25 protein-coding genes are annotated in these 23001 nt (G+C 68.4%); 16 read left to right on the top strand and 9 right to left on the bottom strand.

Translation table 11 applies throughout. The annotated features are described in order from the left end of the window. Positions 1–4 precede the first annotated feature (4 nt). Positions 5–853 carry a PAC2 family protein gene (locus tag AB0N68_RS11270; protein ID WP_060922601.1) on the bottom strand — a complete coding sequence of 283 codons (849 nt, stop codon included), beginning with the start codon at positions 851–853 and terminating at the stop codon, positions 5–7. 88 nt (positions 854–941) lie between these two features. On the opposite strand from AB0N68_RS11270, the gene AB0N68_RS11265 reads away from it, so the two are divergent. The 9 genes from AB0N68_RS11265 to lnt are packed head-to-tail and all read left to right on the top strand — an operon-like array spanning position 942 to position 10656. Beyond that, positions 942–1625 (top strand): HAD family hydrolase, encoded by a 684-nt coding sequence (locus AB0N68_RS11265; protein WP_259951533.1) that lies wholly within the window; start codon positions 942–944, stop codon positions 1623–1625. Then, complete coding sequence (locus AB0N68_RS11260; RefSeq protein ID WP_259951532.1) at positions 1622–2641, top strand: tRNA (adenine-N1)-methyltransferase; 1020 nt, start codon at positions 1622–1624, stop codon at positions 2639–2641. Before AB0N68_RS11265 ends, AB0N68_RS11260 begins: the two co-directional genes overlap by 4 nt. A 10-nt stretch (positions 2642–2651) precedes the next feature. Then, complete coding sequence (locus tag AB0N68_RS11255) at positions 2652–3584, top strand: FKBP-type peptidyl-prolyl cis-trans isomerase (RefSeq protein WP_259951531.1); 933 nt, start codon at positions 2652–2654, stop codon at positions 3582–3584. Then, complete coding sequence (locus AB0N68_RS11250; protein WP_187661461.1) at positions 3584–4576, top strand: helix-turn-helix transcriptional regulator; 993 nt, start codon at positions 3584–3586, stop codon at positions 4574–4576. The genes AB0N68_RS11255 and AB0N68_RS11250 overlap by 1 nt, the downstream gene beginning before the upstream one ends. Next, positions 4573–5556, top strand: a complete 984-nt coding sequence (locus AB0N68_RS11245; protein WP_259951530.1) for a helix-turn-helix transcriptional regulator — start codon at positions 4573–4575, stop codon at positions 5554–5556. The genes AB0N68_RS11250 and AB0N68_RS11245 overlap by 4 nt, the downstream gene beginning before the upstream one ends. A 45-nt stretch (positions 5557–5601) precedes the next feature. Continuing rightward, complete coding sequence (gene tatA / locus AB0N68_RS11240; protein ID WP_101845779.1) at positions 5602–5838, top strand: Sec-independent protein translocase subunit TatA; 237 nt, start codon at positions 5602–5604, stop codon at positions 5836–5838. A gap of 56 nt (positions 5839–5894) precedes the next feature. Beyond that, the gene (tatC, locus tag AB0N68_RS11235) at positions 5895–6653 is read left to right on the top strand and encodes a twin-arginine translocase subunit TatC (protein WP_259951710.1); all 759 of its coding nucleotides are present in this window, start codon (positions 5895–5897) and stop codon (positions 6651–6653) included. Next, the gene (locus AB0N68_RS11230) at positions 6650–9124 is read left to right on the top strand and encodes a DEAD/DEAH box helicase (RefSeq protein ID WP_187661463.1); all 2475 of its coding nucleotides are present in this window, start codon (positions 6650–6652) and stop codon (positions 9122–9124) included. Before tatC ends, AB0N68_RS11230 begins: the two co-directional genes overlap by 4 nt. An 11-nt stretch (positions 9125–9135) precedes the next feature. Then, entirely contained in the window at positions 9136–10656 is a 1521-nt protein-coding gene (gene lnt / locus AB0N68_RS11225; protein ID WP_313366726.1) for an apolipoprotein N-acyltransferase, read from the top strand. Here the strand turns inward: lnt and AB0N68_RS11220 are convergent. The 4 genes from AB0N68_RS11220 to AB0N68_RS11205 form a co-directional block, all read right to left on the bottom strand. Then, positions 10653–11036: an RNA polymerase-binding protein RbpA gene (locus tag AB0N68_RS11220; protein ID WP_025103442.1), complete on the bottom strand. Its 384-nt coding sequence runs from the start codon at positions 11034–11036 to the stop codon at positions 10653–10655. The two genes, lnt and AB0N68_RS11220, sit on opposite strands and share 4 nt — an antisense overlap. Before the next feature lie 116 nt (positions 11037–11152). Continuing rightward, the gene (locus AB0N68_RS11215; RefSeq protein ID WP_259951527.1) at positions 11153–11929 is read right to left on the bottom strand and encodes a glycerophosphodiester phosphodiesterase family protein; all 777 of its coding nucleotides are present in this window, start codon (positions 11927–11929) and stop codon (positions 11153–11155) included. Then, on the bottom strand, positions 11926–12855 hold the full coding sequence (locus tag AB0N68_RS11210; RefSeq protein WP_025103444.1) for an SPFH domain-containing protein: 930 nt from the start codon (positions 12853–12855) through the stop codon (positions 11926–11928). Before AB0N68_RS11210 ends, AB0N68_RS11215 begins: the two co-directional genes overlap by 4 nt. A gap of 8 nt (positions 12856–12863) precedes the next feature. Continuing rightward, positions 12864–13337: an NfeD family protein gene (locus AB0N68_RS11205; RefSeq protein ID WP_025103445.1), complete on the bottom strand. Its 474-nt coding sequence runs from the start codon at positions 13335–13337 to the stop codon at positions 12864–12866. Between the two features lie 122 nt (positions 13338–13459). Between AB0N68_RS11205 and AB0N68_RS11200 the strand changes: the two genes are divergently transcribed. Next, entirely contained in the window at positions 13460–14224 is a 765-nt protein-coding gene (locus AB0N68_RS11200) for an SDR family oxidoreductase (RefSeq protein ID WP_259951525.1), read from the top strand. A 63-nt stretch (positions 14225–14287) separates the two neighbouring features. Here the strand turns inward: AB0N68_RS11200 and AB0N68_RS11195 are convergent, their stop codons facing one another. Further along, on the bottom strand, positions 14288–14875 hold the full coding sequence (locus tag AB0N68_RS11195) for an HdeD family acid-resistance protein (RefSeq protein WP_101845765.1): 588 nt from the start codon (positions 14873–14875) through the stop codon (positions 14288–14290). 179 nt (positions 14876–15054) lie between these two features. Between AB0N68_RS11195 and AB0N68_RS11190 the strand changes: the two genes are divergently transcribed. From AB0N68_RS11190 to AB0N68_RS11170, 5 genes are all read left to right on the top strand, one after another. Further along, positions 15055–15453 carry a helix-turn-helix transcriptional regulator gene (locus AB0N68_RS11190; RefSeq protein WP_259954888.1) on the top strand — a complete coding sequence of 133 codons (399 nt, stop codon included), beginning with the start codon at positions 15055–15057 and terminating at the stop codon, positions 15451–15453. A 5-nt stretch (positions 15454–15458) separates the two neighbouring features. Then, positions 15459–15869, top strand: a complete 411-nt coding sequence (locus tag AB0N68_RS11185) for a VOC family protein (protein ID WP_292795149.1) — start codon at positions 15459–15461, stop codon at positions 15867–15869. 27 nt (positions 15870–15896) lie between these two features. Further along, positions 15897–18254 (top strand): ATP-binding cassette domain-containing protein, encoded by a 2358-nt coding sequence (locus tag AB0N68_RS11180; RefSeq protein ID WP_292795147.1) that lies wholly within the window; start codon positions 15897–15899, stop codon positions 18252–18254. A gap of 77 nt (positions 18255–18331) precedes the next feature. Continuing rightward, positions 18332–18883 (top strand): hypothetical protein, encoded by a 552-nt coding sequence (locus AB0N68_RS11175; protein WP_280565455.1) that lies wholly within the window; start codon positions 18332–18334, stop codon positions 18881–18883. A 468-nt stretch (positions 18884–19351) separates the two neighbouring features. Beyond that, positions 19352–19819, top strand: coding sequence for a hypothetical protein (locus tag AB0N68_RS11170; protein ID WP_268776316.1), 468 nt, complete (start codon positions 19352–19354; stop codon positions 19817–19819). 15 nt (positions 19820–19834) lie between these two features. Here the strand turns inward: AB0N68_RS11170 and AB0N68_RS11165 are convergent, their stop codons facing one another. After that, complete coding sequence (locus AB0N68_RS11165; protein WP_280565457.1) at positions 19835–20611, bottom strand: peptidoglycan recognition protein family protein; 777 nt, start codon at positions 20609–20611, stop codon at positions 19835–19837. Continuing rightward, on the bottom strand, positions 20608–21114 hold the full coding sequence (locus AB0N68_RS11160) for a hypothetical protein (protein ID WP_280565459.1): 507 nt from the start codon (positions 21112–21114) through the stop codon (positions 20608–20610). Before AB0N68_RS11160 ends, AB0N68_RS11165 begins: the two co-directional genes overlap by 4 nt. Positions 21115–21197: 83 nt before the next feature. Between AB0N68_RS11160 and AB0N68_RS11155 the strand changes: the two genes are divergently transcribed. Further along, positions 21198–21842, top strand: a complete 645-nt coding sequence (locus tag AB0N68_RS11155) for a hypothetical protein (protein ID WP_280565461.1) — start codon at positions 21198–21200, stop codon at positions 21840–21842. A 15-nt stretch (positions 21843–21857) separates the two neighbouring features. On the opposite strand, the gene AB0N68_RS11150 is transcribed toward AB0N68_RS11155, so the two are convergent. Then, a complete protein-coding gene (locus tag AB0N68_RS11150; protein ID WP_280565463.1) occupies positions 21858–22925 on the bottom strand; it encodes a GNAT family N-acetyltransferase in 1068 nt (355 codons plus the stop codon). Positions 22926–23001 lie beyond the last annotated feature (76 nt).

The following is a 23001-nucleotide window of genomic DNA, read 5'->3' as shown; positions in this document are numbered from 1 at the left end:
CCGTTCAGCGCTTGCGGTCGCCGCGGCCGTCGTCGCGGCGCCGCAGATAGCGCTCGAAGGCCTGGGCGATCGCGTCTCCCGAGGCGTCGGGGGAGTCCCACGTGTCGCGCGTGCGCTCCAGCTGCCGGATGTACTCCGCCATGTCCTCGTCCTCGGACGCGGCGGCATCGATCGACGCCTCCCAGGCCGCGGCTTCCGTACGGAGGTGCCGGCGGTCCACGTCCACACCGGTCAGCTCCTCGAGCCGGTCGAGGAGCGCGAGGGTGACCTTCGGCGACGGGGCGGCCGAGGCGACGTAGTGCGGGACGCTCGCCCAGAGGCTCACGGAGGGGATCCCCGCGTTCTCGGCGAAGTGCTCGAGCACGGTGAGGATGCCGACGGGGCCCTCGTACACCGACCGCTCCAGGGCGTGTGCCTCGCGGACCTGCTCGTTCTGGCTCGACGCGAAGATCGAGATCGGGCGGGTGTGCGGGACGTCGGAGAGCATGGCGCCGAGGGTCACGAAGCCGGTGATGTCGTCGCGCAGGGCGACATCGATGAACTCGGACGCGAACGCCTGCCAGGTGCGCGCGGGCTCGGCACCGGTGAGCAGCCAGAACTCGGGGCCGGGGCCCGGATCACGCGGGCGCCACAGCCCGGCCTCGGGCCACGTCATCTGACGGCGTCCCTCGGCATCGAGTCGGGTCGCCGGCCGGGTGTACTGGTAGTCGAAGTAGAGTTCCGGATCGACCGAGTGCACGAGGTCGTAGCCGCCCGCCGCCTGTAGCGCGCCGACGGCTCCGGTCGCGGCCTCACCGGCGTCGTTCCAGCCGTCGAAGGCGGCGATGATGATGCGTGAACCGAGAACGTCCATGCCGTGCTCCCTTCGAGGTCGAGGATTCGATCCCCCCAGGCTAGCCCGCGTCGAGGGGATGTGGGCGGGCCCGGCTAGCATGGGTTCAGTGAGCAACAAGCCCCGCGCGGTCCTCTGGGACATGGATGGAACACTGGTCGACACCGAGCCGTATTGGATGGCGGCCGAGACCGCGCTGGTGGAGTCGTTCGGCGGCAGGTGGTCCCATGAGGACGCCCTGCAGCTCGTGGGCAGCGGCCTCATCGACAGCGCGATCATCCTCCAGGGCGCGGGGGTCGACATGGCCCCGGAGGCGATCGTCTCCCATCTGACGAGTGCCGTGCAGGAGTCGCTGCGGGCCCAGGGCGTGCCCTTCCGGCCCGGCGCCCAGGAGCTTCTCCGCGACCTCCGTGCCGCCGGCATCCCGACCGGGCTGGTGACGATGTCGCTGCGCCGGATGGCTCTCGACGTGGTCGGGCTGATCGAGTTCGAGGCCTTCGACATCGTCGTCGCCGGAGACGACGTCGACAACCCCAAGCCGCACCCGGAGCCGTACCTCCAGGCCGCCGCGCTCCTCGACGTCGACATCGCCGAGGTCGTGGTCATCGAGGATTCCCCGACCGGTCTCCGCGCGGGCCTCGCCTCCGGCGCTCTGACGCTCGGCGTGCCCCACATCGTCCCGCTCGACGGCCTCGGTGCCCATGAGCTGTGGCCGACCCTCGACGGCCGTGGTGCCGCCGACCTCGTGGAGCTCTTCGGCTCCCGCGCCGCGATCACGGAGGCCACCCGATGACGACCACATCCGCCCCGCGCCCCAGCGGCCCCTTCCGTGAGGGCGACCGCGTGCAGCTCACCGGCCCGAAGGGTCGCCTGCACACCGTGACGCTCCGCGAAGACGGCGAGCTGCACACGCACCACGGGGTCCTCCGGCACCGAGACCTCATCGGGCTCCCCGATGGCTCGGTCGTGGCGAACAGCTCCGGGCACGAGTACCTGGCGCTGCGGCCGCTGCTGCGGGACTTCGCGATGTCGATGCCCCGCGGTGCCGCGATCGTCTACCCGAAGGACGCGGCGCAGATCGTCATGCAGGCCGACATCTTCCCCGGCGCCACCGTGGTCGAGGCCGGAGTCGGTTCGGGCGCCCTGTCGCTGTCGCTGCTGCGAGCCGTCGGCTCTGCCGGACGCCTGCTCTCCTTCGAACGCCGCGAGGATTTCGCCGAGGTCGCCCAGGCGAACGTCGAGACCTTCTTCGGGGAGCGCCCCGACTCCTGGCGGGTCGTCGTCGGAGACCTCGTCGCCGCGCTGCCCGAGGAAGTCGAGCCCGGCACCGTCGACCGGGTCGTCCTCGACATGCTCGCGCCGTGGGAGTGCATCGAGGCGGTCGCGGACGCGCTGACCCCCGGCGGTGTCGTGCTCTGCTACATCGCCACTGCCACACAGCTCTCCCGCGTTGCCGAGTTCATCCGGGGCACCGGCCTCTTCACCGACCCGGAGGCATCCGAGACGATGGTGCGCGGCTGGCACGTGGAGGGGCTCGCCGTCCGGCCGGACCACCGCATGGTCGCGCACACCGGCTTCCTGCTCACGGCTCGCCGGCTCGCTCCCGGCGCCGTGGCTCCGTCGGTGAAGCGTCGCGCCTCGAAGAGCAGCTACGGCGACGAGGACGTCGAACTGTGGACGCCGGGCGCGGTGGGTGATCGCGAGATCACGGACAAGAACCTCCGCAAACGTGCCAGGGAGGCCGGGAAGGCGGCCGAAGGCGCGCGGTTGGCCGCGGCATCGCGCGAATCCGAGCACACGACGGAATAGACTGGAGCGCGTGCGTAAAACGTCCGCCGTTCTGGCCTCTCTCAGCCTCGCCGCCCTCGCCCTGACCGGGTGCAGCGTGACCGCATCGTCCGCTGACGCCTCGTGCGATCGCGACGGGCACGCCAACGGCATCGACAGTGCCGTCACCGTCACCGGCGACGTCGGGTCCGAGCCGGAGGTCGAGATCTTCGCGCCCGTCCGCCTGACGGAGACGTCCTACGCCGACGTCGTGACGGGGGACGGTCGTGCGCTCGTCGACGACGCCCAGCCGCTCATCGCCCAGATCTCCATCTACAACGGTGCGACCGGCGAGCAGATCTTCCAGACGACGTACGACGAGGAGAGCACCCGCGCGTCGACGATCGGCTCCTGGGCCACACAGTCTCCCGGGCTCGCCGACGCCATGGAGTGCGCGACCGGCGGCACCCGCATCGTGGCGGGTCTGACCCCGGAAGACTTCGGCGAGGCGAACCTCAGCGGCTTCGGCATGGGCCAGGACGACATCGCGGTGTTCGTCATCGACGTCGTCGACGCCTTCCTCCCGAAGGCAGAGGGCACCCTGCAGTTCAACGACGCGAAGGGGATGCCGACCGTCGTGCGCGCCGATGACGGCACCCCGGGCATCATCATCCCCGACAGCGCCGCCCCGGACGAGCAGGTCGTCCAGACGCTGATCCGTGGAGACGGCGAGAAGCTGACCGCGGACCAGACGCCGCTCGTCCACTTCACCGCGGTGAGCTGGGACGACAAGTCCGTCCTGCAGAGCACCTGGGGACAGTCCGCCACCGACGGCATCCGACAGATCGCGGCGCCGGTGGCTGACGCGCTCGTCGGGCAGCCCGTCGGCTCCCAGGTCCTCGTCGTGCTCCCCAAGACCGAGACCTCCTCCGCGATGGCCGTCGTGGTCGACATCCTCGGCGTGTCCCCGGTCTCCGCACCCTGATGGCTGCCCGGATCCCTGCCGAAGAGCGCCTGACGAACCTCGTCGTGGCGCTGATGGCGACGGAGATCGGGCTCACCAAGCAGCAGATCCTCGACAACGTCTCCGGCTATCGCCAGCGCGCGGATGCCGGGACACGCTCGGATGCCCTGGAGAAGATGTTCGAACGGGACAAGGACGAGCTCCGTGCGCTCGGCGTCCCGATCGAGACGATCGGCGACGCCGCGGACCCGAACGACCTCCGCGAGGCCAGGTACCGCATCCCGCAGGCGGAATACGACCTGCCAGGAGACATCGAGTTCTCCCCTGCGGAGCTGGCTGTCCTGCGCCTCGCGGGAAGTGTCTGGAGCGCGGAGTCCGTCTCGGGAGACGCGCAGTCCGGAGTGCGGAAGATCCGCGCCCTCGGCATCGACGGCGACGAGCCGATCATCGGCTTCGCGCCGCGCATCACCGCACGCGATGCCGCCTTCGGCCCGCTCCAGGACGCGATCGAACGCCGCAGAGTGGTCACCTTCGACTATCTGAAGCCGGGAGAGGACGCCCCTCGTCGGCGTCGTATCCGCCCGCTCGCACTGGTGGACTACGAGGCGCGCTGGCACGTGTACGGCGTCGACGTCGACATCGAAGAGGACCGGACGTTCCTGCTGAGCCGCATCGTCGGCGAGGTCGTGGTCAGTGCCACGACGTTCGACCCCGCGCTGCGCGAGGGCGCGGGGGAGCGGGCGCTGAGCGGTCTCGAGCGCGTCGCCGCGGAGAACTCGGCGTTGCTGGAGGTCACACCCGGAACCGAAGCCGCACTGCGCCTGGGCCGACGGGCGACCCCCGCCGCCCAGGGCATCCACGTGCCCTTCGTCGATCTGCACATCCTGGCCGATGAGCTCGCCTCTTATGGACCCGAGGTCCGAGTCGTGGAGCCGGCATCGCTCAGGGACGCGGTGATCAGCCGCCTGCGCGCCGTGGTCGAGGCCCACACGGATACGGAGGTGCCCGCATGAGCGCCGCACCCAAGCCCCTCCTCGCCGCAGAGCGCGTGCGTCTCTACCTCACGCTCGTCCCGTACCTGCTCGAGCACGGGCAGGTCTCCCTCGCCGAGGCCGCCGAGGAGTTCGGCGTGACCCCGCGGGAGATGCGGGCGATGGTCGAGAAGCTGACCGTCATCGGCCTTCCCGGCGAGGCGGGCTACTGGCAGCAGCCGCAGGAGATGTTCGACATCAACTGGGATCTCCTCGATCTCGAGGACGTCATCGAGATCACGAACGACGTGGCCCTGCGTCGCGTCCCGCGCTTCACGGCGCGTGAGGCCGCGGCCCTGCTCGCCGGCCTGCAGATGGTCGCCGCCGTGCCGGCCGTATCCGACTCCGGTCTCGTCGCCGGCCTCATCTCGAAGCTCTCGCGGGGAGCCGCCGATGCGCCGGCTGATGTCGTCGTCGCCCCGACCGCGGTGGACGAGGTGCGTGAGGTCGTCGCCCGCGGCCTGCAGAACGGGGTGGCCGTCTCGTTCACCTACCAGGCCCCTGACGCCGAGCCCACCACGCGCACCGTGGATCCGGTGCAGATCCTCATCACGAACGGACAGTGGTACCTGCAGGGCTGGTGCCATATGCGCGAGGCGATGCGCACGTTCCACCTCGACCGCGTCAGCGCACCCACCCTCACCGACATCCCCAGCACGCACGGCGGCGACCGGGTGCCGGAGGCGTTCGCGGGGCTGGAGGAGGAGCGGGAGGTCACCGTCCGTGTCCCGGAGCGCCTTGCTCCGCTGCTCAGCGGTTTCGTGCCCGCCGAGACGCTCCGCACGGGTGATGGGATGGTGACGACGCACCTCCACCTCGCGGACCCTCGCAGCATCAAGCGGCTCGCGGCCCGTTTCGGCGGCGCGATGGAGGTCACGGATCCGGGCATCGCACGGGCTGCCACACGGGAGTGGGCCGCCGCCGGACTCGCGCTCTACCACCGGCCTGATGCCGAGGATTGATCTGTAGACTGGGGCGGAAAGCCCCCCTACGACGGGATTGTCGATATGTTCGCTGGAATGCAAGGCTGGCACCTGCTCATCGTGCTGGCCGTTATCCTCCTTCTCTTCGGCGCTGCCAAGCTGCCGGCTCTCGCGAAGAGCATGGGCCAGTCGGCCCGCGTCTTCAAGGGTGAGATGAAGGCCATGAAGGAAGAGGACGCGAGTCGTGCCGAGTCGGCACCCGCGGAGCCCACGACGGTGAAGGACTCGGGCACCGACCCTGAGACCCCGCCTCGCGCCTGACGGCCGTGGCAGCCATCGAACCGGCCGTGACGCCGACGGCGGAGCGAGATCGGCGGATGTCGCTGGGAGCCCATCTCGTCGAACTGCGGAAGCGCCTCATGTACGCGGCGATCGCTCTCGTCGTCGGCATGGTGGTGGCGTTCCTCATCGCGGATCCGGTGATCCACTTCATCACCGGTCCGATCCGCATCATCTCGGAACAGCGCGGTGATGACTTCAGCGCCTTGAACTTCGGGACAGTGACGTCCGCGTTCGACATGCGCATGCGCATCGCCCTCACGATCGGCCTGTTCCTCTCCGCACCCGTCTGGCTGTGGCAGATCTGGGCTTTCATCATGCCCGGTCTCACCCGCAAGGAGATCCGCTACACGGTCGGCTTCGTCGTCGCCGCGGTGCCCCTGTTCTTCGCGGGGTGCTATCTCGGGGTGCAGATCATGCCGCACGTCATCGAGCTCATGTGGAGCTTCACCCCGGAGGGCGGCACCAACTTCTACTCCGCACAGGAGTACTACGACTTCGTGTTCAAGCTGATGATCGTCATCGGCATCTCGTTCGTCCTCCCCGTCTTCCTCGTCGCGCTCAACCTCGCAGGGGTGATGTCGGGCCGAGCGATCCTGAAGGGGTGGCGGGTGGCCATCCTCATCGCGACGATCTTCGCCGCACTGGCCACGCCCGCGGCGGACGTCGTGAGCATGCTGATGCTGGCCGGCATCCTCATCGTCCTCTTCTTCGCAGCGGCAGGGCTCTCCCTCCTCTTCGACCGGCGCAAGCGCAAGCAGGACACCGCCGCCGGACTCATCCCGGACGCCCCATGAGTTCGCCGTCCGAGCGATACGCGCAGGCGCAGGAGAGCGCGGCGCACCCGGAGACCGCAGCATTCGCCTCGCGCCAGCGCTTCCAGCTCGACCCGTTCCAGCTCGCCGGATGCCACGCGCTGGAGAACGGACGCAGCGTTCTCGTGGCAGCCCCCACGGGTGCCGGGAAGACGATCGTGGGGGAGTTCGCCATCCACCTGGCGATGCAGACCGCGACGGACAAAGCCTTCTACACCACGCCGATGAAGGCGCTCTCGAATCAGAAGTTCCGTGAGCTCGTCGACGTCTACGGCGCGGACGACGTCGGTCTGCTGACGGGCGACACGAACATCAACGGCAACGCCCGCATCGTGGTCATGACGACCGAGGTGCTGCGGAACATGATCTATGCCGACTCCGCGGCGCTGCGCGACCTGCGCTACGTCGTGATGGACGAGGTCCACTATCTGGCCGACCGCTTCCGTGGTGCCGTGTGGGAAGAGGTCATCATCCACCTCCCGCCCCGCGTGCGGCTGGTCTCGCTGAGCGCGACCGTGTCGAACGCCGAGGAGTTCGGCGACTGGCTCGACACCGTGCGCGGAGACACCGAGGTCATCGTCTCCGAGATCCGTCCGGTGCCGCTGGAGCAGCACGTGCTCGTACGCGACGACCTGCTGCCGCTCTTCGACGACCGGGCGGGCATCGCCACGGCCCAGGTGAACCAGGAGCTCATGCGCATCCGTTCGTTCACGGGTTCCACCTACGAGAGCAACCGCCAGGCGCAGTCGTATCGCAGCAATCGCCACGCCGGGCGCCAGGCCGCCCGACCGCCACGGGGCGGCCGCCGCCCCGTGCGCGCCGCGAACGCGCACCGGATCGAGCGCATGGACCGCCCTGACGTGGTCGAGCTGCTGGAACGGTCGAATCTCCTTCCCGCCATCTTCTTCATCTTCAGCCGCGTGGGCTGCGATGCCGCGGTGCAGCAGGTGCGGCGCTCCGGCCTGCGCCTGACCTCGTCGGAGGAGCGCGCGGAGATCCGGGCCCTCGTCGAGGAACGCACCCGCACGTTGCAGGACGAGGATCTCGGGGTGCTCGGCTACTGGGAGTGGCTGGACAACCTCGAACGGGGCGTGGCCGCCCACCATGCCGGCCTCCTCCCTGCCTTCAAGGAGGTCGTCGAAGAGCTGTTCCGGCGCAAACTGCTCAAAGTCGTCTTCGCGACCGAGACGCTGGCCCTCGGCATCAACATGCCGGCGCGCACGGTCGTGCTGGAGAAGATGGAGAAGTTCAACGGAGAGGCGCGCGTCGCGATCACATCCGGCGAATACACGCAGCTCACGGGCCGCGCCGGGCGCCGCGGCATCGATGTCGAGGGGCACGCGGTCGTGCAGTGGACCGAGGGCATGGACCCGCAGGCCGTCGCCGCCCTCGCATCGCGGCGGACCTACCCGCTCAACTCCAGCTTCCGGCCGACGTACAACATGGCCGTCAACCTGATCGATCTGTTCGGGCAGGCCAGGGCGCGGCAGATCCTGGAGTCGTCGTTCGCCCAGTTCCAGGCCGACCGCGCCGTGGTCGGCCTGGCCCGACAGGTGCGGGAGGCCGAGGAGTCGCTGGCCGGCTACCAGTCGGCGATGGCGTGCGAGCACGGCGACTTCCCGGAGTACGCCGCCATCCGCCGCGAGCTGAGCGATCTCGAGAAGAAGAATCGACAGGACACCCAGGCTCCCCGTGCCGCCCGGGACAAGCGGATGAAGCGCATCCAGACGCTCCGCACGCGGATGCAGCGCCACCCGTGCCATCGGTGCCCCGACCGCGAGAAGCACGCTCGCTGGGCCGAGCGCTACTGGAAGCTCAAGCGACAGACAGACCGTACGCGGCGTCAGATCGAGACCAGGACGGGAACGGTGGCTCGCGTCTTCGACCGTGTCGTCGAGGTGCTGGAGACGCTGGACTATGTGCGTCGCGACGAGGACGGGATGCACCTGACCGACGCCGGCCGCACGATGCGGCGGATCTACGGTGAGCGCGATCTACTCGTGGCCGAGTCGCTGCGTCAGGGGCTCTGGAAGGGACTGGACGCCCCGTCACTCGCGGCGATGGCGTGCTCCCTCGTGTACGAGCCGCGTCGGGACGAAGCCAACGCGGGGGAGCGGGGCCTCCCGCGGGGTGCCTTCCGAGCGGCATACGAGAAGACGACCGCGTTGTGGGCCGAGCTCGACGACCTGGAGCAGGACCACCAGCTGCCGGGAAGCGAGCCGCTGGCCGCGGGACTCGCGGGAGCGATGCACGCGTGGGCGCGGGGCGGCATGCTCGATCGCGTGCTCATCGACGCGGACATGGCGGCCGGTGATTTCGTGCGATGGGCGAAGCAGACCATCGACCTCCTCGATCAGCTGTCCATCGTCGCGGAGGACGCCGCACTCGCACGCACCGCCCGGGCAGCCCTCGACGGTGTGCGCCGTGGCATCGTCGCCTACTCCTCGATGTGAGATCCGCCCGCATGATCGAAGCTCCCGTTCGCCGACGCGCCCTCCTGCCCCTGTGGGCCGCCGTACCCGTCGCCGCCCTGGCTGCGCTGCTCATGGACCTCGCGTTTCCCGAAGCGGCGATCTGGATCCTGGCTTTCCCCGCCACGGGGCTGCTGCTGCTCGCGCTGATCGGTCGACGGGCCGGTGGCGCACTGCTCGTGGGACTGGTCTACGGCATCGTGTTCTTCGCCCTGCTCGTGTCCTGGACGTCTCGATATCTGGGGCCGCTGCCCTGGGCTGCCCTGAGCGTGGTCGAGGGCGCGCTCACGGCCGTGGCGCTGATCCCGCTGACCCTTGCCTACCGGTGGCTGCCCCGGGCCTGGCCGGGCACCGCGGGTCGCCTGCTGACCCTCCCGGTCGTTGCGGCGCTGTGGGTAGGGAGGGAGCTGTTCCTCGGCTGGTGGCCATACGGCGGCTTCCCCTGGGCTCGTCTCGGGATGAGCCAGGCGGAGAGCCCGCTCGCGGCGCTCTCTTCCTGGGTGGGCGTCAGCGGACTGAGCTTCCTCATGGTCTTCCTCGTCGCCATGGTGATCGAGATCGTCCGCACGGGGCTGTGGCGGCGGCCGGTCACCCTCCTCGCGCCGGTCGCACTGGTCCTGATCCTCTTCCTCACCCCGCTCTTCCCGACCACGCCGTCCGGATCGATGCGCATCGCCGCGGTGCAGGGGAACGGGCCGACCGGCTACTTCGACCAGCGCGAACCCTTCGCCGTCGTCCAGGCGCAGACGGAGGCGACCGAGCCCCTCTACGGCGAGGACGTCGATCTTCTCGTCTGGCCGGAGGGCGGGCTGGACACGGATCCGTTCGCGAACTCCGCGATCGCGCGGCGGATGACCCTCGTGGCGAACCGCATCGATGCGCCGCTGCTCGCCAATGCCGCCACCGGTCGGGGCAACCTCTACTACAACACGTCGATGCTGTGGCTGCCGGACGCCACGGCGCCTCAGAAGCACGACAAGCGCCACCCCGTGCCCTTCGGCGAGTATGTGCCGGATCGGGCCTTCTTCAACGCCCTCGTCCCCGACCTCATCGGGCTGATCCAGCGCGAGTACACCCCGGGGACCAACCCGCCGATCGTCGAGGTCGACGACGTCCGCGTCGGTCTCGCGATCTGCTTCGACGTGATCTACGACGACGTCATCACCGAGGGCCTGTACGGCGGCGCCGAAGTACTGGTCTTCCAGACGAACAACGCCGACTTCCGCGGCACGGACGAGAACCTGCAGCAGCTCGCCTTCGCTCGGATGCGCGCCATCGAGACGGGCCGGAGCGTCGTCAACATCTCCACGGTCGGCACGAGCCAGGTCATCCTCCCGGACGGTCGCACGGTCACCAGCCTGGACGCGGATGAGGCCGGAGCGATGCTCGAAGATGTCGAACTCCGCTCCGGCCTCACGGCGGGAATCGTCCTGGGCCCCTGGCTGCAGCAGGTGCTGCTCTGGGGCGGTCTGGGTGCGCTCGGTCTCGGGTGGTGGCGCGCCCGTCGGCGCTAGGCGCCGATCTTCTCTCGGGTGGGGTCCTCGCCGGCACCGCGCCGGGCTCGGATGTAGGCGAGGCGCTCTTCGAGAAGCTCCTCCAGCTCCGCACGGGTACGACGCTCCATGAGCATGTCCCAGTGGGTGCGGGCGGCCTTCTCGTCGGTGACCTCGAGGGTGACGGCCTCGCCGTCGACCTTCAGGCGGGCTTCCGCTCCGCAGGAACGGCACTCCCAGGTCTGAGGCGGTTCGGCATCGGCTGCGAACATGAGCGTGGTGTCGTGTCCGCAGGTGTCACAGGTGTAGGTGGTCTCACGGCGCTCCATGAAAACGACGCCCTCTTCGCTCTGTAGGCTCTGGGCGCCGAGTCGGATGCCGCGCAGGCTGCGATCTGCCATTGTGTGGTCCTCTCGTCGCTGTCAGGTATAACGTTCGAGCCTGTGCGCTTCATCCACGTGGGGGCGTTCTGCCCGGTATTCACAGCGGAATCCCAGCGCCGGAGGATAAAGGGCGCTCAGACCGTCCGCAGCGTGGCGACGGCGAGGTCGGCGCGGTCGGTCACGACGCCGTCCACACCGGCGTCGACGAGGCGGCGCATGTCCTCCGCCTCGTTCACCGTCCACACGTGGACCTCGGTACCGAGGCGGTGGGCGGCGCGGAGGAGGGCCGGCGTCAGCACTGTGAGCGCCCCGTGGCGCTCCGGGATCTGCACGGCATCGATCTCCCGCAGCAGCCGGCCGGGGGAGAGGCGCATCGCGGACAGCGTCCGGAGCGCCGCGATCGTCCGGCTCCCGCCCGAGGTGGCGGGCCGGAGCCCGGTGCCGGTCTGTCGCACGGCCTCCACCGTCGCGCGCCGGTTGGCGTCCGAGAAGCTGGTGACCAGGACACGGTGCGTGTGCGCGGCCAGGACGGGCCCCAGGGGAGCCGCAGCGGTCGGCGTCTTCACGTCGATGTTGAAGCGCGTCTCCGGAAACGCGGAGAGCGCCTCGGCCACGGTGAGCAGACCGCCGTGCTCCGCGAAGAGCGCGCTCAGCTCCCTTGTCCGGACCTCGTGGACAGCGCGCGGATCGTCCACCAGACGCCGGAGGTCGTGATCGTGGAAGAGCACGACGTCGCCGTCTGCGGTGACCTGGCAGTCCGTCTCGATGTACTCGGCCCCGGCGGCATGAGCAGCGGCGAAGGCGGCCGCCGTGTTCTCCCAGACCCCGGACTCCCGCCCTTCGGCGGTCACGAGACCGCGATGGGCCAGGATCCGGGGCTGCTCGGCCTTGACGAAGTACGGGTGGGTCACGCGCCAGCGGGGGGAGTGGTCGAACCCGGCCCGGTCTTCGGGGTGAAGGCGGTGCCGATGCCCTTGAGCGCCTCGGTCAGCTCGCTCGGGATGATCCACAGCTTGCTGGACGGGCTCTCGCTGATCTTCGGGAGCATCTGCAGGTATTGGTAGGCGAGGAGCTTGTCGTCCGGAGCGCCCTGGTGGATCGCGGTGAAGACGCTCTGGATCGCCTCCGCCTCACCCTGGGCGCGAAGGACCGCTGCCTGCTTGTCGCCCTCGGCCCGGAGGATCTCCGCCTGACGAAGGCCCTCCGCCTCGAGGATCGCGGACTGCTTCGTCCCCTCGGCGGTCAGGATCGCCGCACGGCGGTCCCGCTCCGCGCGCATCTGCTTCTCCATCGAGTCCTGGATCGAGACGGGCGGGTCGATCGCCTTGAGCTCGACACGGCCCACGCGGATGCCCCACTTGCCGGTCGCCTCGTCGAGGACCACGCGGAGCTGGCCGTTGATGTTGTCGCGGCTCGTGAGCGCCTCTTCGAGGTTCAGACCGCCGACGACGTTGCGGAGCGTCGTGGTGGTGAGCTGCTCCACGGCGCCGAGGTAGTTCGCGATCTCGTAGGTGGCGGCACGGGCGTCGGTCACCTGGAAGTAGACGACCGTGTCGATGGAGACGACGAGGTTGTCCTCGGTGATCACGGGCTGCGGCGGGAAGGAGACCACCTGCTCGCGCATGTCGATCAGCGGCCGCAGACGGTCGATGAAGGGCACGAGGATGTTGAGGCCGGGGGAGAGGGTCTTGTGATACCGGCCGAGTCGTTCCACTACGCCGGCGGTCGCCTGCGGGATGATGCGGATCGCCCGCGCGATCGTGACGATCACGAAGATGATGACCGCGATCACCAGGATCCAGATGATCACGGTCGGGATGATCGATGCGTCGTCCACGCGTGCTCCTAGTCGTTGAGGGGTCGGACGATGGCGGTCGCGCCGTTGATCGCGCTGACGGCGACAGGCGCCCCCGCGGGGATCGCCATCGGGGTGGTGGTTCGGGCGGTCCAGGTGTCGCCGTTCGCGAGCTTCGCCTGGCCGGAGATCTGCGTGATCTCACTGAGCGCGATGCCGCGGAGGTCGACGAGGGCCTCGACGTTCGAGCGGGTGGGGTCGGCTCCGCGATGCAGTCGGCGTAGCAGCGGTGGCCGCAAGAAGAGGATGAAGAGGGCGGATGCCAAGGCGGCGATCAGGATCTGGATCCAGACCGGGAGCCCGACGAAGTCGGTGACGAGTCCGATCACGCTGCCGAAGCTCAGCATCAGGAAGGTGAAGTCGAGGGAGAGCATCTCGATGACGAGGAAGACGGCGATGAGGACGAGCCACCCGATCCATGCCCAGTGGTCGATGAACGTGACGAACGTCGAGAAGTTGTCCATGCGGCCTCCTTTGCCGTCAACGTACCACGCGCAGCGGCGCCGGCCCGGTCGGCACCGCGCCCCCTTGGTAATCTGTGAGTGCCGTGCGCTCACGGCGTTCCACGCACCATGAGGAGTCACCCGTGACCGACGTTCTTCCCGCAGGATCCCTCGACGGCAAGGTGGCCCTCGTCACCGGCTCATCGCGGGGGATCGGCGCCGACACCGTGCGGTACCTCGCCGAGGCCGGCGCCGACGTCGTCATCAACTACCGGAACAAGGCACCGCGCGCGGAGAAGCTCGCAGCGCAGCTGCGCGAGCTGGGCCGCCGGGCGCTCGTCGTCGGCGCGGACCTCACCGACCCGGCGTCGATCGCCGAGATGTTCGACGCCGTCCGCGCCGAGTACGGGCGTCTCGACGTCCTCGTCCTCAACGCCTCGGGCGGCATGGAGTCGGGGATGGCCGAGGACTACGCCCTGACGCTCAACCGGGACGCGCAGCTCAACGTCCTCAACGCCGCGACCCCGTTGCTGTCGGATGGCGCACGCGTCGTGTTCGTCACCAGCCACCAGGCGCACTTCATCCGCACGACGCCGACGATGCCGGAGTACGAGCCCGTCGCGCTGTCCAAGCGGGCCGGCGAGGACGCGCTGCGGGAACTGATCCCCGGCCTCGCAGAGAAGGGGATCGGCTTCACCGTCGTCTCCGGCGACATGATCGAGGGCACGATCACCGCGACGCTGCTCGAGCGCGCGAACCCCGGGGCGATCGCCGAGCGCCGCGAATCCGCCGGCCGTCTCTACAACGTGTCCGAGTTCGCCGCCGAGGTCGCCAAGGCGGTCATCGACCCCGTCCCCGCGGACAACACCCGCCTCGTCGGCGACGTGAGCGCCTTCGCCGCGGAATAGTCGTCCGACGCCACGACGCCCCGGACCTGCTCGGCAGGTCCGGGGCGTCGTGCGTATCCGAGATCAGACGGCGGCAGCGCCCGTGGTGAACGCCTTCTCATCCTTGCCCAGCGTGATCGCGCGGATGATCTGCACGATACCGAGCACGACGAGCGAGATGCCCAGGAGCAGCCACAGCGCGAATCCGGCGATGACCGGCGAGAAGAGGACGATGATTCCGGCGATGATGCTGAGGATGGCGTAGATCACGGTCCACACTCGCGACCCATCGCTGCCGAGCAGCGAGAGCGCCACGACGCCGTCGACGATCCAGCTCACGCCGATGAAGATCACGACGACCAGCGCGAGGGTGGCGGCGGCGACGTTCAGGTTGAAGAACGCGATGACGCCGGCGACGATGTAGAGCAGGCCGAGGACGATGTGGCCGACGCGAGACCAGCCGCCCTTGGCGCGGGAGAAGATGCCGAGGCCGATGTAGACGACTCCCGCGACGATCAAGTACGACGCGAAGATCGCCGTCACGATGACGGCGGACTTCACCGGCCAGACGAGCAACGCGATACCCGCGAGCAGCGCGAGCACGCCGGAGACCGCGAGAGCGACGCGGATGGACTTGAAGAAAGACTTCGTTTCTGCGACTGCTTCAGACATGACGGGGAACCCCTTCTGAGAGAATCCTGTGAGGATGCCCCCAGGGTAGCGCCGGAAGTCCGACAGCGGGGGAGGAGCGGCTCCGCGCGTCGCGGATGGTCATTCCCCGTCTTCCGGCGTCATGGCAGGATCATCACGTGACACCGGTGGATGACGCTCGACTGCGGGAGCTGGTCGTGATGCGGAAGGTTCGCGACCGCATCGATCGGGAGTACGCGAAGCCCCTGGACGTCGAGGCCCTGGCGCGGGGCGTGCACATGTCCGCCGGCCACCTCAGTCGGCGGTTCCGCGAGACCTACGGCGAATCCCCGTACTCCTATCTCATGACCCGCCGCATCGAACGCGCCATGGCGCTGCTGCGTCGCGGCGACCTCAGCGTCACCGAGGTGTGCTTCGCCGTGGGCTGCTCCTCGCTGGGAACGTTCAGCACCCGGTTCTCGGAGCTGGTCGGTGTCCCACCCAGCGTGTACCGTGAACGCGCCGCGAACGTCGAGGGCATCCCCTCGTTCCAGGCGAAGCAGGTCACCCGACCGATCAGGAATCGAGAAGCGCCGCGCCCCGAGGCGCACCTAACGTGAGCATCATGAACATCAGCATCCACTACGCCTTCCTCCCGCACACCGACGCCGAAGCGGCGCTCGGCTTCTACCGCGACGCCCTCGGCTTCGAGGTGCGCAACGACGTCGGCTATAACGGTCTCCGCTGGCTCACGGTCGGCCCCGCAGGCCAGCCGGAGACCTCGATCGTGCTCCACCCGCCGGCCACCGACCCCGGCATCACCGACGCCGAACGGCAGACGATCCTGGAGCTCATCGCGAAGGGCAGCTATGGCGCTCTGACACTCGCGAGCGACGACCTGGACGCCCTGTTCGACCGTCTGGTCGCGGAGGGGGCGGACGTGGTCCAGGAACCCATGGATCAGCCCTACGGTGTGCGCGACTGCGCGTTCCGCGACCCCGCGGGCAACCTGCTCCGCATCAACCAGGCCGCCTGACGGCCCCACCACCACGAAGGACGCCGCATGACCGCTGCCGAGCACCCCGCGGACACCCACGATCTCATCCGTGTGCAGGGCGCGCGCGAGAACAACCTCAAGGACGTGAGCGTCGACATCCCGAAGCGACGCCTCACGGTGTTCACCGGGGTCTCGGGTTCCGGGAAGAGCTCTCTCGTCTTCGACACGATCGCCGCCGAATCGCGCCGGATGATCGACGAGACGTACAGCGCCTTCGTGCAGGGCTTCATGCCGTCCGTCCCTCGACCCGACGTCGACGTGCTGGAAGGCCTCACCACGGCGATCATCGTGGACCAGGAGCGCCTCGGCGCGAATCCGCGGTCCACCGTCGGCACGGTGACGGATGCCAATGCGATGCTCCGCATCCTGTTCAGCAAGCTCGGACAGCCCTACATCGGCGGGCCGACGGCGTTCTCGTTCAACATCCCGACGCAGAAGGCCAGCGGCGTGATGACCGGGCCGGGCGGGGAGAAGAAGATCGTGAAGGACGCGATCTACCTCGGCGGCATGTGCCCGCGATGTGAGGGCAGGGGAGTGGTGTCCGATCTCGACCTCTCGCAGATCGTCGATGAGTCGAAGTCCCTCGACGAGGGCGCGATCATGGTGCCCGGATACACCGCCGACGGCTGGATGGTGAAGGGGTTCTCGCAGTCCGGGTTCTACCCGCCGGACAAGCCCATCGCCTCGTTCACCGACAAGCAGCGCCACCTGTTCCTCTACGGCGAGGTGACGAAGGTCAAGATCTCCGGTATCAACATGACCTACGAGGGCCTGATCCCGAAGATCACGAAGTCCATGCTCTCCAAAGACCTCGACGCGCTGCAGCCGCACATCCGCGCCTTCGTCGAGCGGGTGGCCACCTTCGCGGTGTGCCCGGAGTGCGACGGCACGCGCCTCACCGAAGGCGCACGATCGTCCAAGATCGACGGTGTGAGCATCGCCGATGCCTGCCGCATGCAGGTGACGGACCTCGCCGCGTGGGTCAAAGGTCTCGACCTCCCCGGTGCGGGGCCCCTGCTCCAGGCGCTGAGCGCCAACCTCGACGCCTTCGTGACCCTCGGCCTGGGGTATCTGAGCCTGGACCGGCCATCGGGAACGCTGTCCGGGGGAGAGGCGCAGCGGATCAAGATGCTGCGGCACCTCGGCTCCTCGCTGACCGACGTCACGTACGTGTTCGACGAGCCGACGATCGGGTTGCACCCGCACGACATCCAGCGGATGAATGGCCTGCTGCTCCGACTCCGCGACAAGGGGAACACGGTGCTCGTCGTCGAGCACAAGCCGGAGACCATCGCGATCGGCGATCATGTCGTGGATCTGGGGCCGGGTGCCGGAAGCGCCGGGGGAGAGATCTGCTATCAGGGGAGCGTCGAAGGCCTCACGGCCAGTGGAACGCTGACGGGGCAGCACCTCGACGACCGCGCGCAGCTCAAGGGCGCCGTGCGCGATCGCACCGGCGCGATCGAAGTCCGTGGCGCCTCCACGAACAACCTCCAGAACGTGGACGTCGACATCCCGACCGGTGTCCTGACCGTGGTCACCGGCGTCGCGGGCTCCGGAAAGAGCTCGCTCATCCACGGTTCGGTGACCGGACGCGAGGGCGTGGTGGCGATCGACCAGTCCGCCATCAAGGGCTCGCGTCGCAGCAACCCCGCGACCTACACGGGGCTGCTCGAACCCATCCGCAAAGCCTTCGCGAAGGCGAACGGAGTGAAGCCCGCCCTGTTCAGCGCGAATTCCGAGGGCGCCTGTCCCACCTGCAAGGGTGCCGGTGTCATCATCACCGAGCTCGGGTTCATGGACACCATCGAAACTCCGTGCGAGGACTGCGGTGGTAAGCGCTTCCAGGCGGCGGTGCTGGAGTACAAGCTCGGCGGCAAGGACATCACCGAGGTGCTCGACCTTCCGGTCTCCGAGGCCCGTGTGTTCTTCAGCGAGGGCGAGACCAAACTCCCGGCCGCGGCTGCCATCCTCGGACGCCTGGAAGACGTGGGGCTCGGCTACCTGTCGCTCGGACAGCCGTTGTCGACCCTGTCGGGCGGTGAGCGCCAGCGCATCAAGCTCGCGATCCAGATGGGCGAGAAGGGCGACGTCTACGTGTTGGACGAGCCGACGACCGGCCTGCATCTCGCCGACGTCGACACGATCCTCGGTCTGCTGGATCGACTTGTCGATGCTGGCAAGACGGTGGTCGTGATCGAGCATCATCAGGCCGTCATGGCACACGCCGACTGGATCATCGACGTCGGACCGGGAGCCGGCCACGACGGCGGTCGCATCGTGTTCGAGGGAACGCCCGCCGAGCTCGTCGCAGACGGGTCGACGCTGACGGGTGAGCATCTCGCGGCGTACGTCAACGCATGATCGAGGGCCGCGGTGGCGGAATCTCCATCCTCTCTCGAAAGAACTCAGGCGCCGACCCAAGCACTGCTGGAGAACACATGACGACCTACGACCAGCTTCTGGAGTCAGCGCGCGAACACTACAACGTGCCCGCCATGCCTCTGGTGGACGATGTAGCCTCCTTCCTCACCTCACTAGGCGCTACGCCACTGGATCTTGATCGGTACGGCGAGGATCTGATCGATGAGTTCGTGGATCCCGAACTCGCGATCGTCGCCTTCACGCTGCGCGCACCGCAGCTGCTGCGTCAGCGTGCGAGCTCCGAAGAACTCGAGAACTTCGCCTCGGACTCATCCTCAGAGTTCGACCCGCTCGAGTACGGAGAAGCCAACGAAGAGTGGACCGTGTACTCCCACGAGATCGAGGAGTTGTCACGCATCCACGTCGTGCTGGAGCGCGCTGACCACACGGCTGAACGCGTCGGTAACTTTCGAGTCTATGGAGGCGCGCAGTGGCTGCGCGTAATGCTCTGGGCCGCTACAGGCGTGGTGCCCCGAGATCCCGGCTCTCCCACGAGTGGCTCCACGCTCTTCGGACGCGCGTTCCAGTTCGCGGATCGAGCGCCGTTCACTGCGGCGCCTCTCGTATGACATACGGTGGCGTCGGCCGCGCAGCTCGTGCTGCGTGGGTTATCGCTCGCGCGTTCCGAGAAGCGTCTGGTCGTGACCTCTCGACCACAGAAGCGGATTCGAGCTGAGCGGCTGAGCCCAAGCTCGGCGGCAAGGACATCACCGAGGTGCTCGACCTTCCGGTGTCCGAGGCCCGCGTGTCCTGGGAACGCCGTCCGAGCCCGTCGCTGACGGGTCGACGTTGACGGGTGAGCATCTCGCGGCGTACGTCAACGCATGATCGAGGGCCGCGGTGGCGGCTTTCCCACCCTGTCTCGTCCTGCCAGATCCCGGATATGGATTATCCGATAATGCACATTATGTCAGCTTGAGGAAAGTGGCCCTCTCCTGAGTCGCCGGCCGCGGTGACACGGGTGGATGCTGCATGATGGGCCTGTGCCCACTCGTCCATCCCCTCGGAATCGCGGCCGCGTCGGTGCGCTCGCGTTCTTGGCCGCATTCGTGCTCTCGTTGGCGGCGTGCGGGACGTCGGACTACAGCCTGACGGAGGCCGATGCGTACGGGACATGGCGGGCGGGAAGCGACCTGCCGACGACGCTCGAGCTCGCTGAGGACGGTACCTTCCAGGCGACTGCGTGGCCACGTGATGTGGGGTGCGGTGGGAGTCCGCCACGCACCGCGGCGGAGCTGCGCGGGGCAGATGCCGTTGACTTCTCCGGGACCTGGGAAGAGGGCTCAGGCGGCGCTCTGAATGAGATCACGCTGGCCACGGATCCGGATTCACCGTGCGGGACGACCTGGATCTACGCCGGTTTCCGAAGCGAAGACAGCGTCCTCTATACCTGCATGCTCCTGGATGTGCACGTCGACGAGGCGACGGCGGCAAACTGGTTCATCCTCTACAAGGGTGAGCCGGAGTCGACGCCGGACTCGAGTCGGTGCTTCAACTACAACTAGCCCGCTCCCCTGCCGTCACTCTGGCTCCCTCCTGATCTCCTGCGCCCGCGCCACGATGTCATCCACTCGCGATTGGAGGAACGGACCGGGACACTCCGTTCCCGACCATGTCTCCTGGTGGGTGATGACGTGCTCTCGGTCGATCCGGAAGCGCACCGGAACGCCGTCCAGGGTCCGGCCGTCGAAGCCTGCGAGCCACGCGATCTCCTCCACCTGCGCGGTGGTCACCGTGTACTCCGGGGCTCCGGTGAAATCCAGCGTCTCCACCGCCACGGACCGCCAGTTCCAGTCCGCGCCGGTGGACGACGGCTTCGCTCCCGGGCGGATGGTCTCGATGACCGATCCGTCGTGTCGCAGATAGAAGGTGGGAGCCGATGATCTCCGGTTGCAGCGGGAGAAGAACTCCAACTGGTCGGAAGTCGTGCCGGTGTGGTGGATGATGAAGCGGTCGATGACAGGGCTCACGGTTCGGCGATCACTCCCCGCGATGCTGCGGTCGGCGCGAACCGTGGGATCGGCACAGTCCTCGAAACCGAGCGGTACCTCGAGACCCGTGACCGCGCGGTCGTAGACCGGCTCATACTCGGGCAACCCTCGGGGATTGTCCGGGCGGCGTCCGGTGTCGTCTGCCTCTCCCCCGGAGTTCGCGGAGAGCCAGATGCCGACGCCGGTCACCGCGACGCCGGTTCCGGCAGCGATGAGGAATCCCCGCCGCGTCTGCGTCGGGACGTGCTCATCGGCGTCCCGTGCTCCCGGGTCCTCCGGATGCTGACCCTCCCCGCGTGTGCTCACGCGGCCTGGTCGTCGTCTCGGGGTGCTCGGGACTCTCGCGGCCGGCGTCGCCCTGGCCAGACGAAATGCGCGACCGAGAAGGCGAGGACCGTCCACGAGATGACGAACGCCCACCATGGGGACGCCGCTCCCCCGCTTCCGCCCGCCAGCACGACCGACACGATGCAGGCGCCGAGTCCGACGACGACCCCGAGGACGGTGATCTCGCCATGGGCGAGCCACCGCGCGCGCAGCGCCGAGACGAGGCGAAGGGGCAGGCCGACCACCAGGGCGGTGATCATCGACACGACGGACAGCACGACGGCCATGATGCTCGCCCCGATGAAGGACGTCACCCCGTCGTACTCTTCCGCAGCACCGAGTGCGAGGAAGAAAGCCACGATGAACAGGAAAAAGCCACCGATGAAGAACTGGCCGAGGATGAGCGAGGCGGTCGATTCATCCGCTCCTCGAAAGCCCCCGCGTTTCCGCAGGTCTGCAGGGACACGGCGAGGGGAGGTCATATTGTGATCCTACGAGGTGCGGCTTCCCGACGGGGTGCTCACTGCGGGATGCTCGAAGATCCAACGACGACTAGGGTGATTGCGTGAGCGATGGGGCCGTGAACGCAACTGCTGATAGTCGAGCGCGTCGGCTCACATGGGTCACCGGCGGAATCCTGCTCCTCCTCTCGGTCGTCATCTGGTTCACAGCCCGCGGGGAGCTCGCCGGCTTTGCGATCGCGAAGGATGCCGTGTTCGCATCGGCGGCCGTTCTGTTCGTGATCGGTGTCGGTCGTGCGGGTAGCGTCACTGCTCGGCGGCCCGTGAGCACCGTCGCGACCCTCGCGCTGGCTGTCACGCCGTTCGCCCAGTCCCTCTGGTTCGGCCTCGTCCCGGAGTCGCCCGGCGACCCCAACGCGCGCGAAGACGCCTGGGTGCTTGCTGCCGCGCTGTACTACGGGAGTTTGGCCGCGTTGGCGATCATCGCCGCTGTCGGAATCGGACGCGCGGGGGTCCTCCCCTCGCCCTGGCGCTGGGCCCCGCTGTGGGTCGTCTTCTGGACGCCCCTCGCGTTCGTCGTCGGAATCACCGTTTCCTCGTCGGCGCCCTTCGGCACAGCGATATCGAGGATCGCCGGTCATCTCGTCCTGGACGGGCCCGCAATCGGCACCGTCTTCCTCGGCATCGTCGCCCTCGTCCTGGGCATCCGCGAGCAACGTCTGCGCGTCGCGCCGGTCACCATCACCTGAATGACGGCATCCGCGTCATACGGAAAGGGTGCCCGGAGCGTCCGGCCGGACCAGAGCATAGACGAACATGTCGCGACGGCTTCCGGCGATGGTCTGCCAGGAGCGGAGCAGCCCTTCGCGGACGAAGCCCGCGTGCTCGATAGTCCGACACGACGCTTCGTTCCCCGGCTCGACGTGAGCCTGCAGCCTCTGTATATCCTCGATCGTCCACGCCCACTCCGACAGGACGCGAAGAGCCATGGATGCAGTTCCGCGCCCCCGACGACCTGGCCGTATCCAGTACCCGACCGTTCCCCGCCCCTGCTCGATGTCACGGAGCCACAGACCGATCTGGCCCACGCACTCCCCCTGGCGCTCGATCGCGTAGGAATACCCCTCGGCCGACAGCAGACGCTGGTGCTGACGTGTGACCCATGCGGCGGCCTCCGCCCTACCCGGGGCGACGGGCACGCTCGTGACCGAAGTGATCGAAGGGTCCGTGGAGGCCTCGATCACCGCATCGAGATCGTCTGGTTCGAACGGGCGCAGGGTGATCTCGCCGCTGACGATGCGGGGAACGGCAGTTCGCGTCCTGACGGTCAGGATGTTTCGACCGTGGGCGGAGGACGGGCGTTCCCGTCCGGACTCGACGAAGCCGAGCTTCTCGAGCACCCGCCGGGACGGGAGGTTCCATTCCCAGACGCCGGCCCAGACGCGGTCGAAGCCCGACCCGTCTGCCCATGTCAGGACGGCTTGAGCAGCTTCGGTGGCGTACCCCCGGTTGTGCTCGGCGCGCAGCAGCTCGAACGCGAGCTCTGGTTCGGTGCCCACCCCCTCGCCGCCGTAGACGAGACCGCAGTACCCGATCGGATCCCCGGTGTCGATGCGTTCCACGGTGAGCAGCGACGACTCCTCGGCATCGCGGATATGCGCTCGGATGTCGTCCACGTCGGGGCGACCGTCCGGGTCGAGCCGCCGGTGCGGGGGGACTCGTTCGTCGCGTTCGGTCCACAGGTGGCGGAACACGGGCGCGTCCTCGATCGCCTGCCTGCGCAGGCGGAGGCGCGAGGTGTCCATCTCCGGGATGCGGGGCACGTGACTCATCCTCGCAGTCTGGCACTCCTCCGCCCCCGCGCTATGATCTGCAGCGCCTAGTGGGAGGACCAGACGCCGAGCTCGT

The organism is Microbacterium meiriae, from assembly GCF_040685015.1.
Classification (GTDB): domain Bacteria; phylum Actinomycetota; class Actinomycetes; order Actinomycetales; family Microbacteriaceae; genus Microbacterium; species Microbacterium meiriae.
The sequence above is the reverse complement of the archived record's forward strand: the minus strand, read 5'-3'. Positions and strand labels throughout refer to the sequence as shown.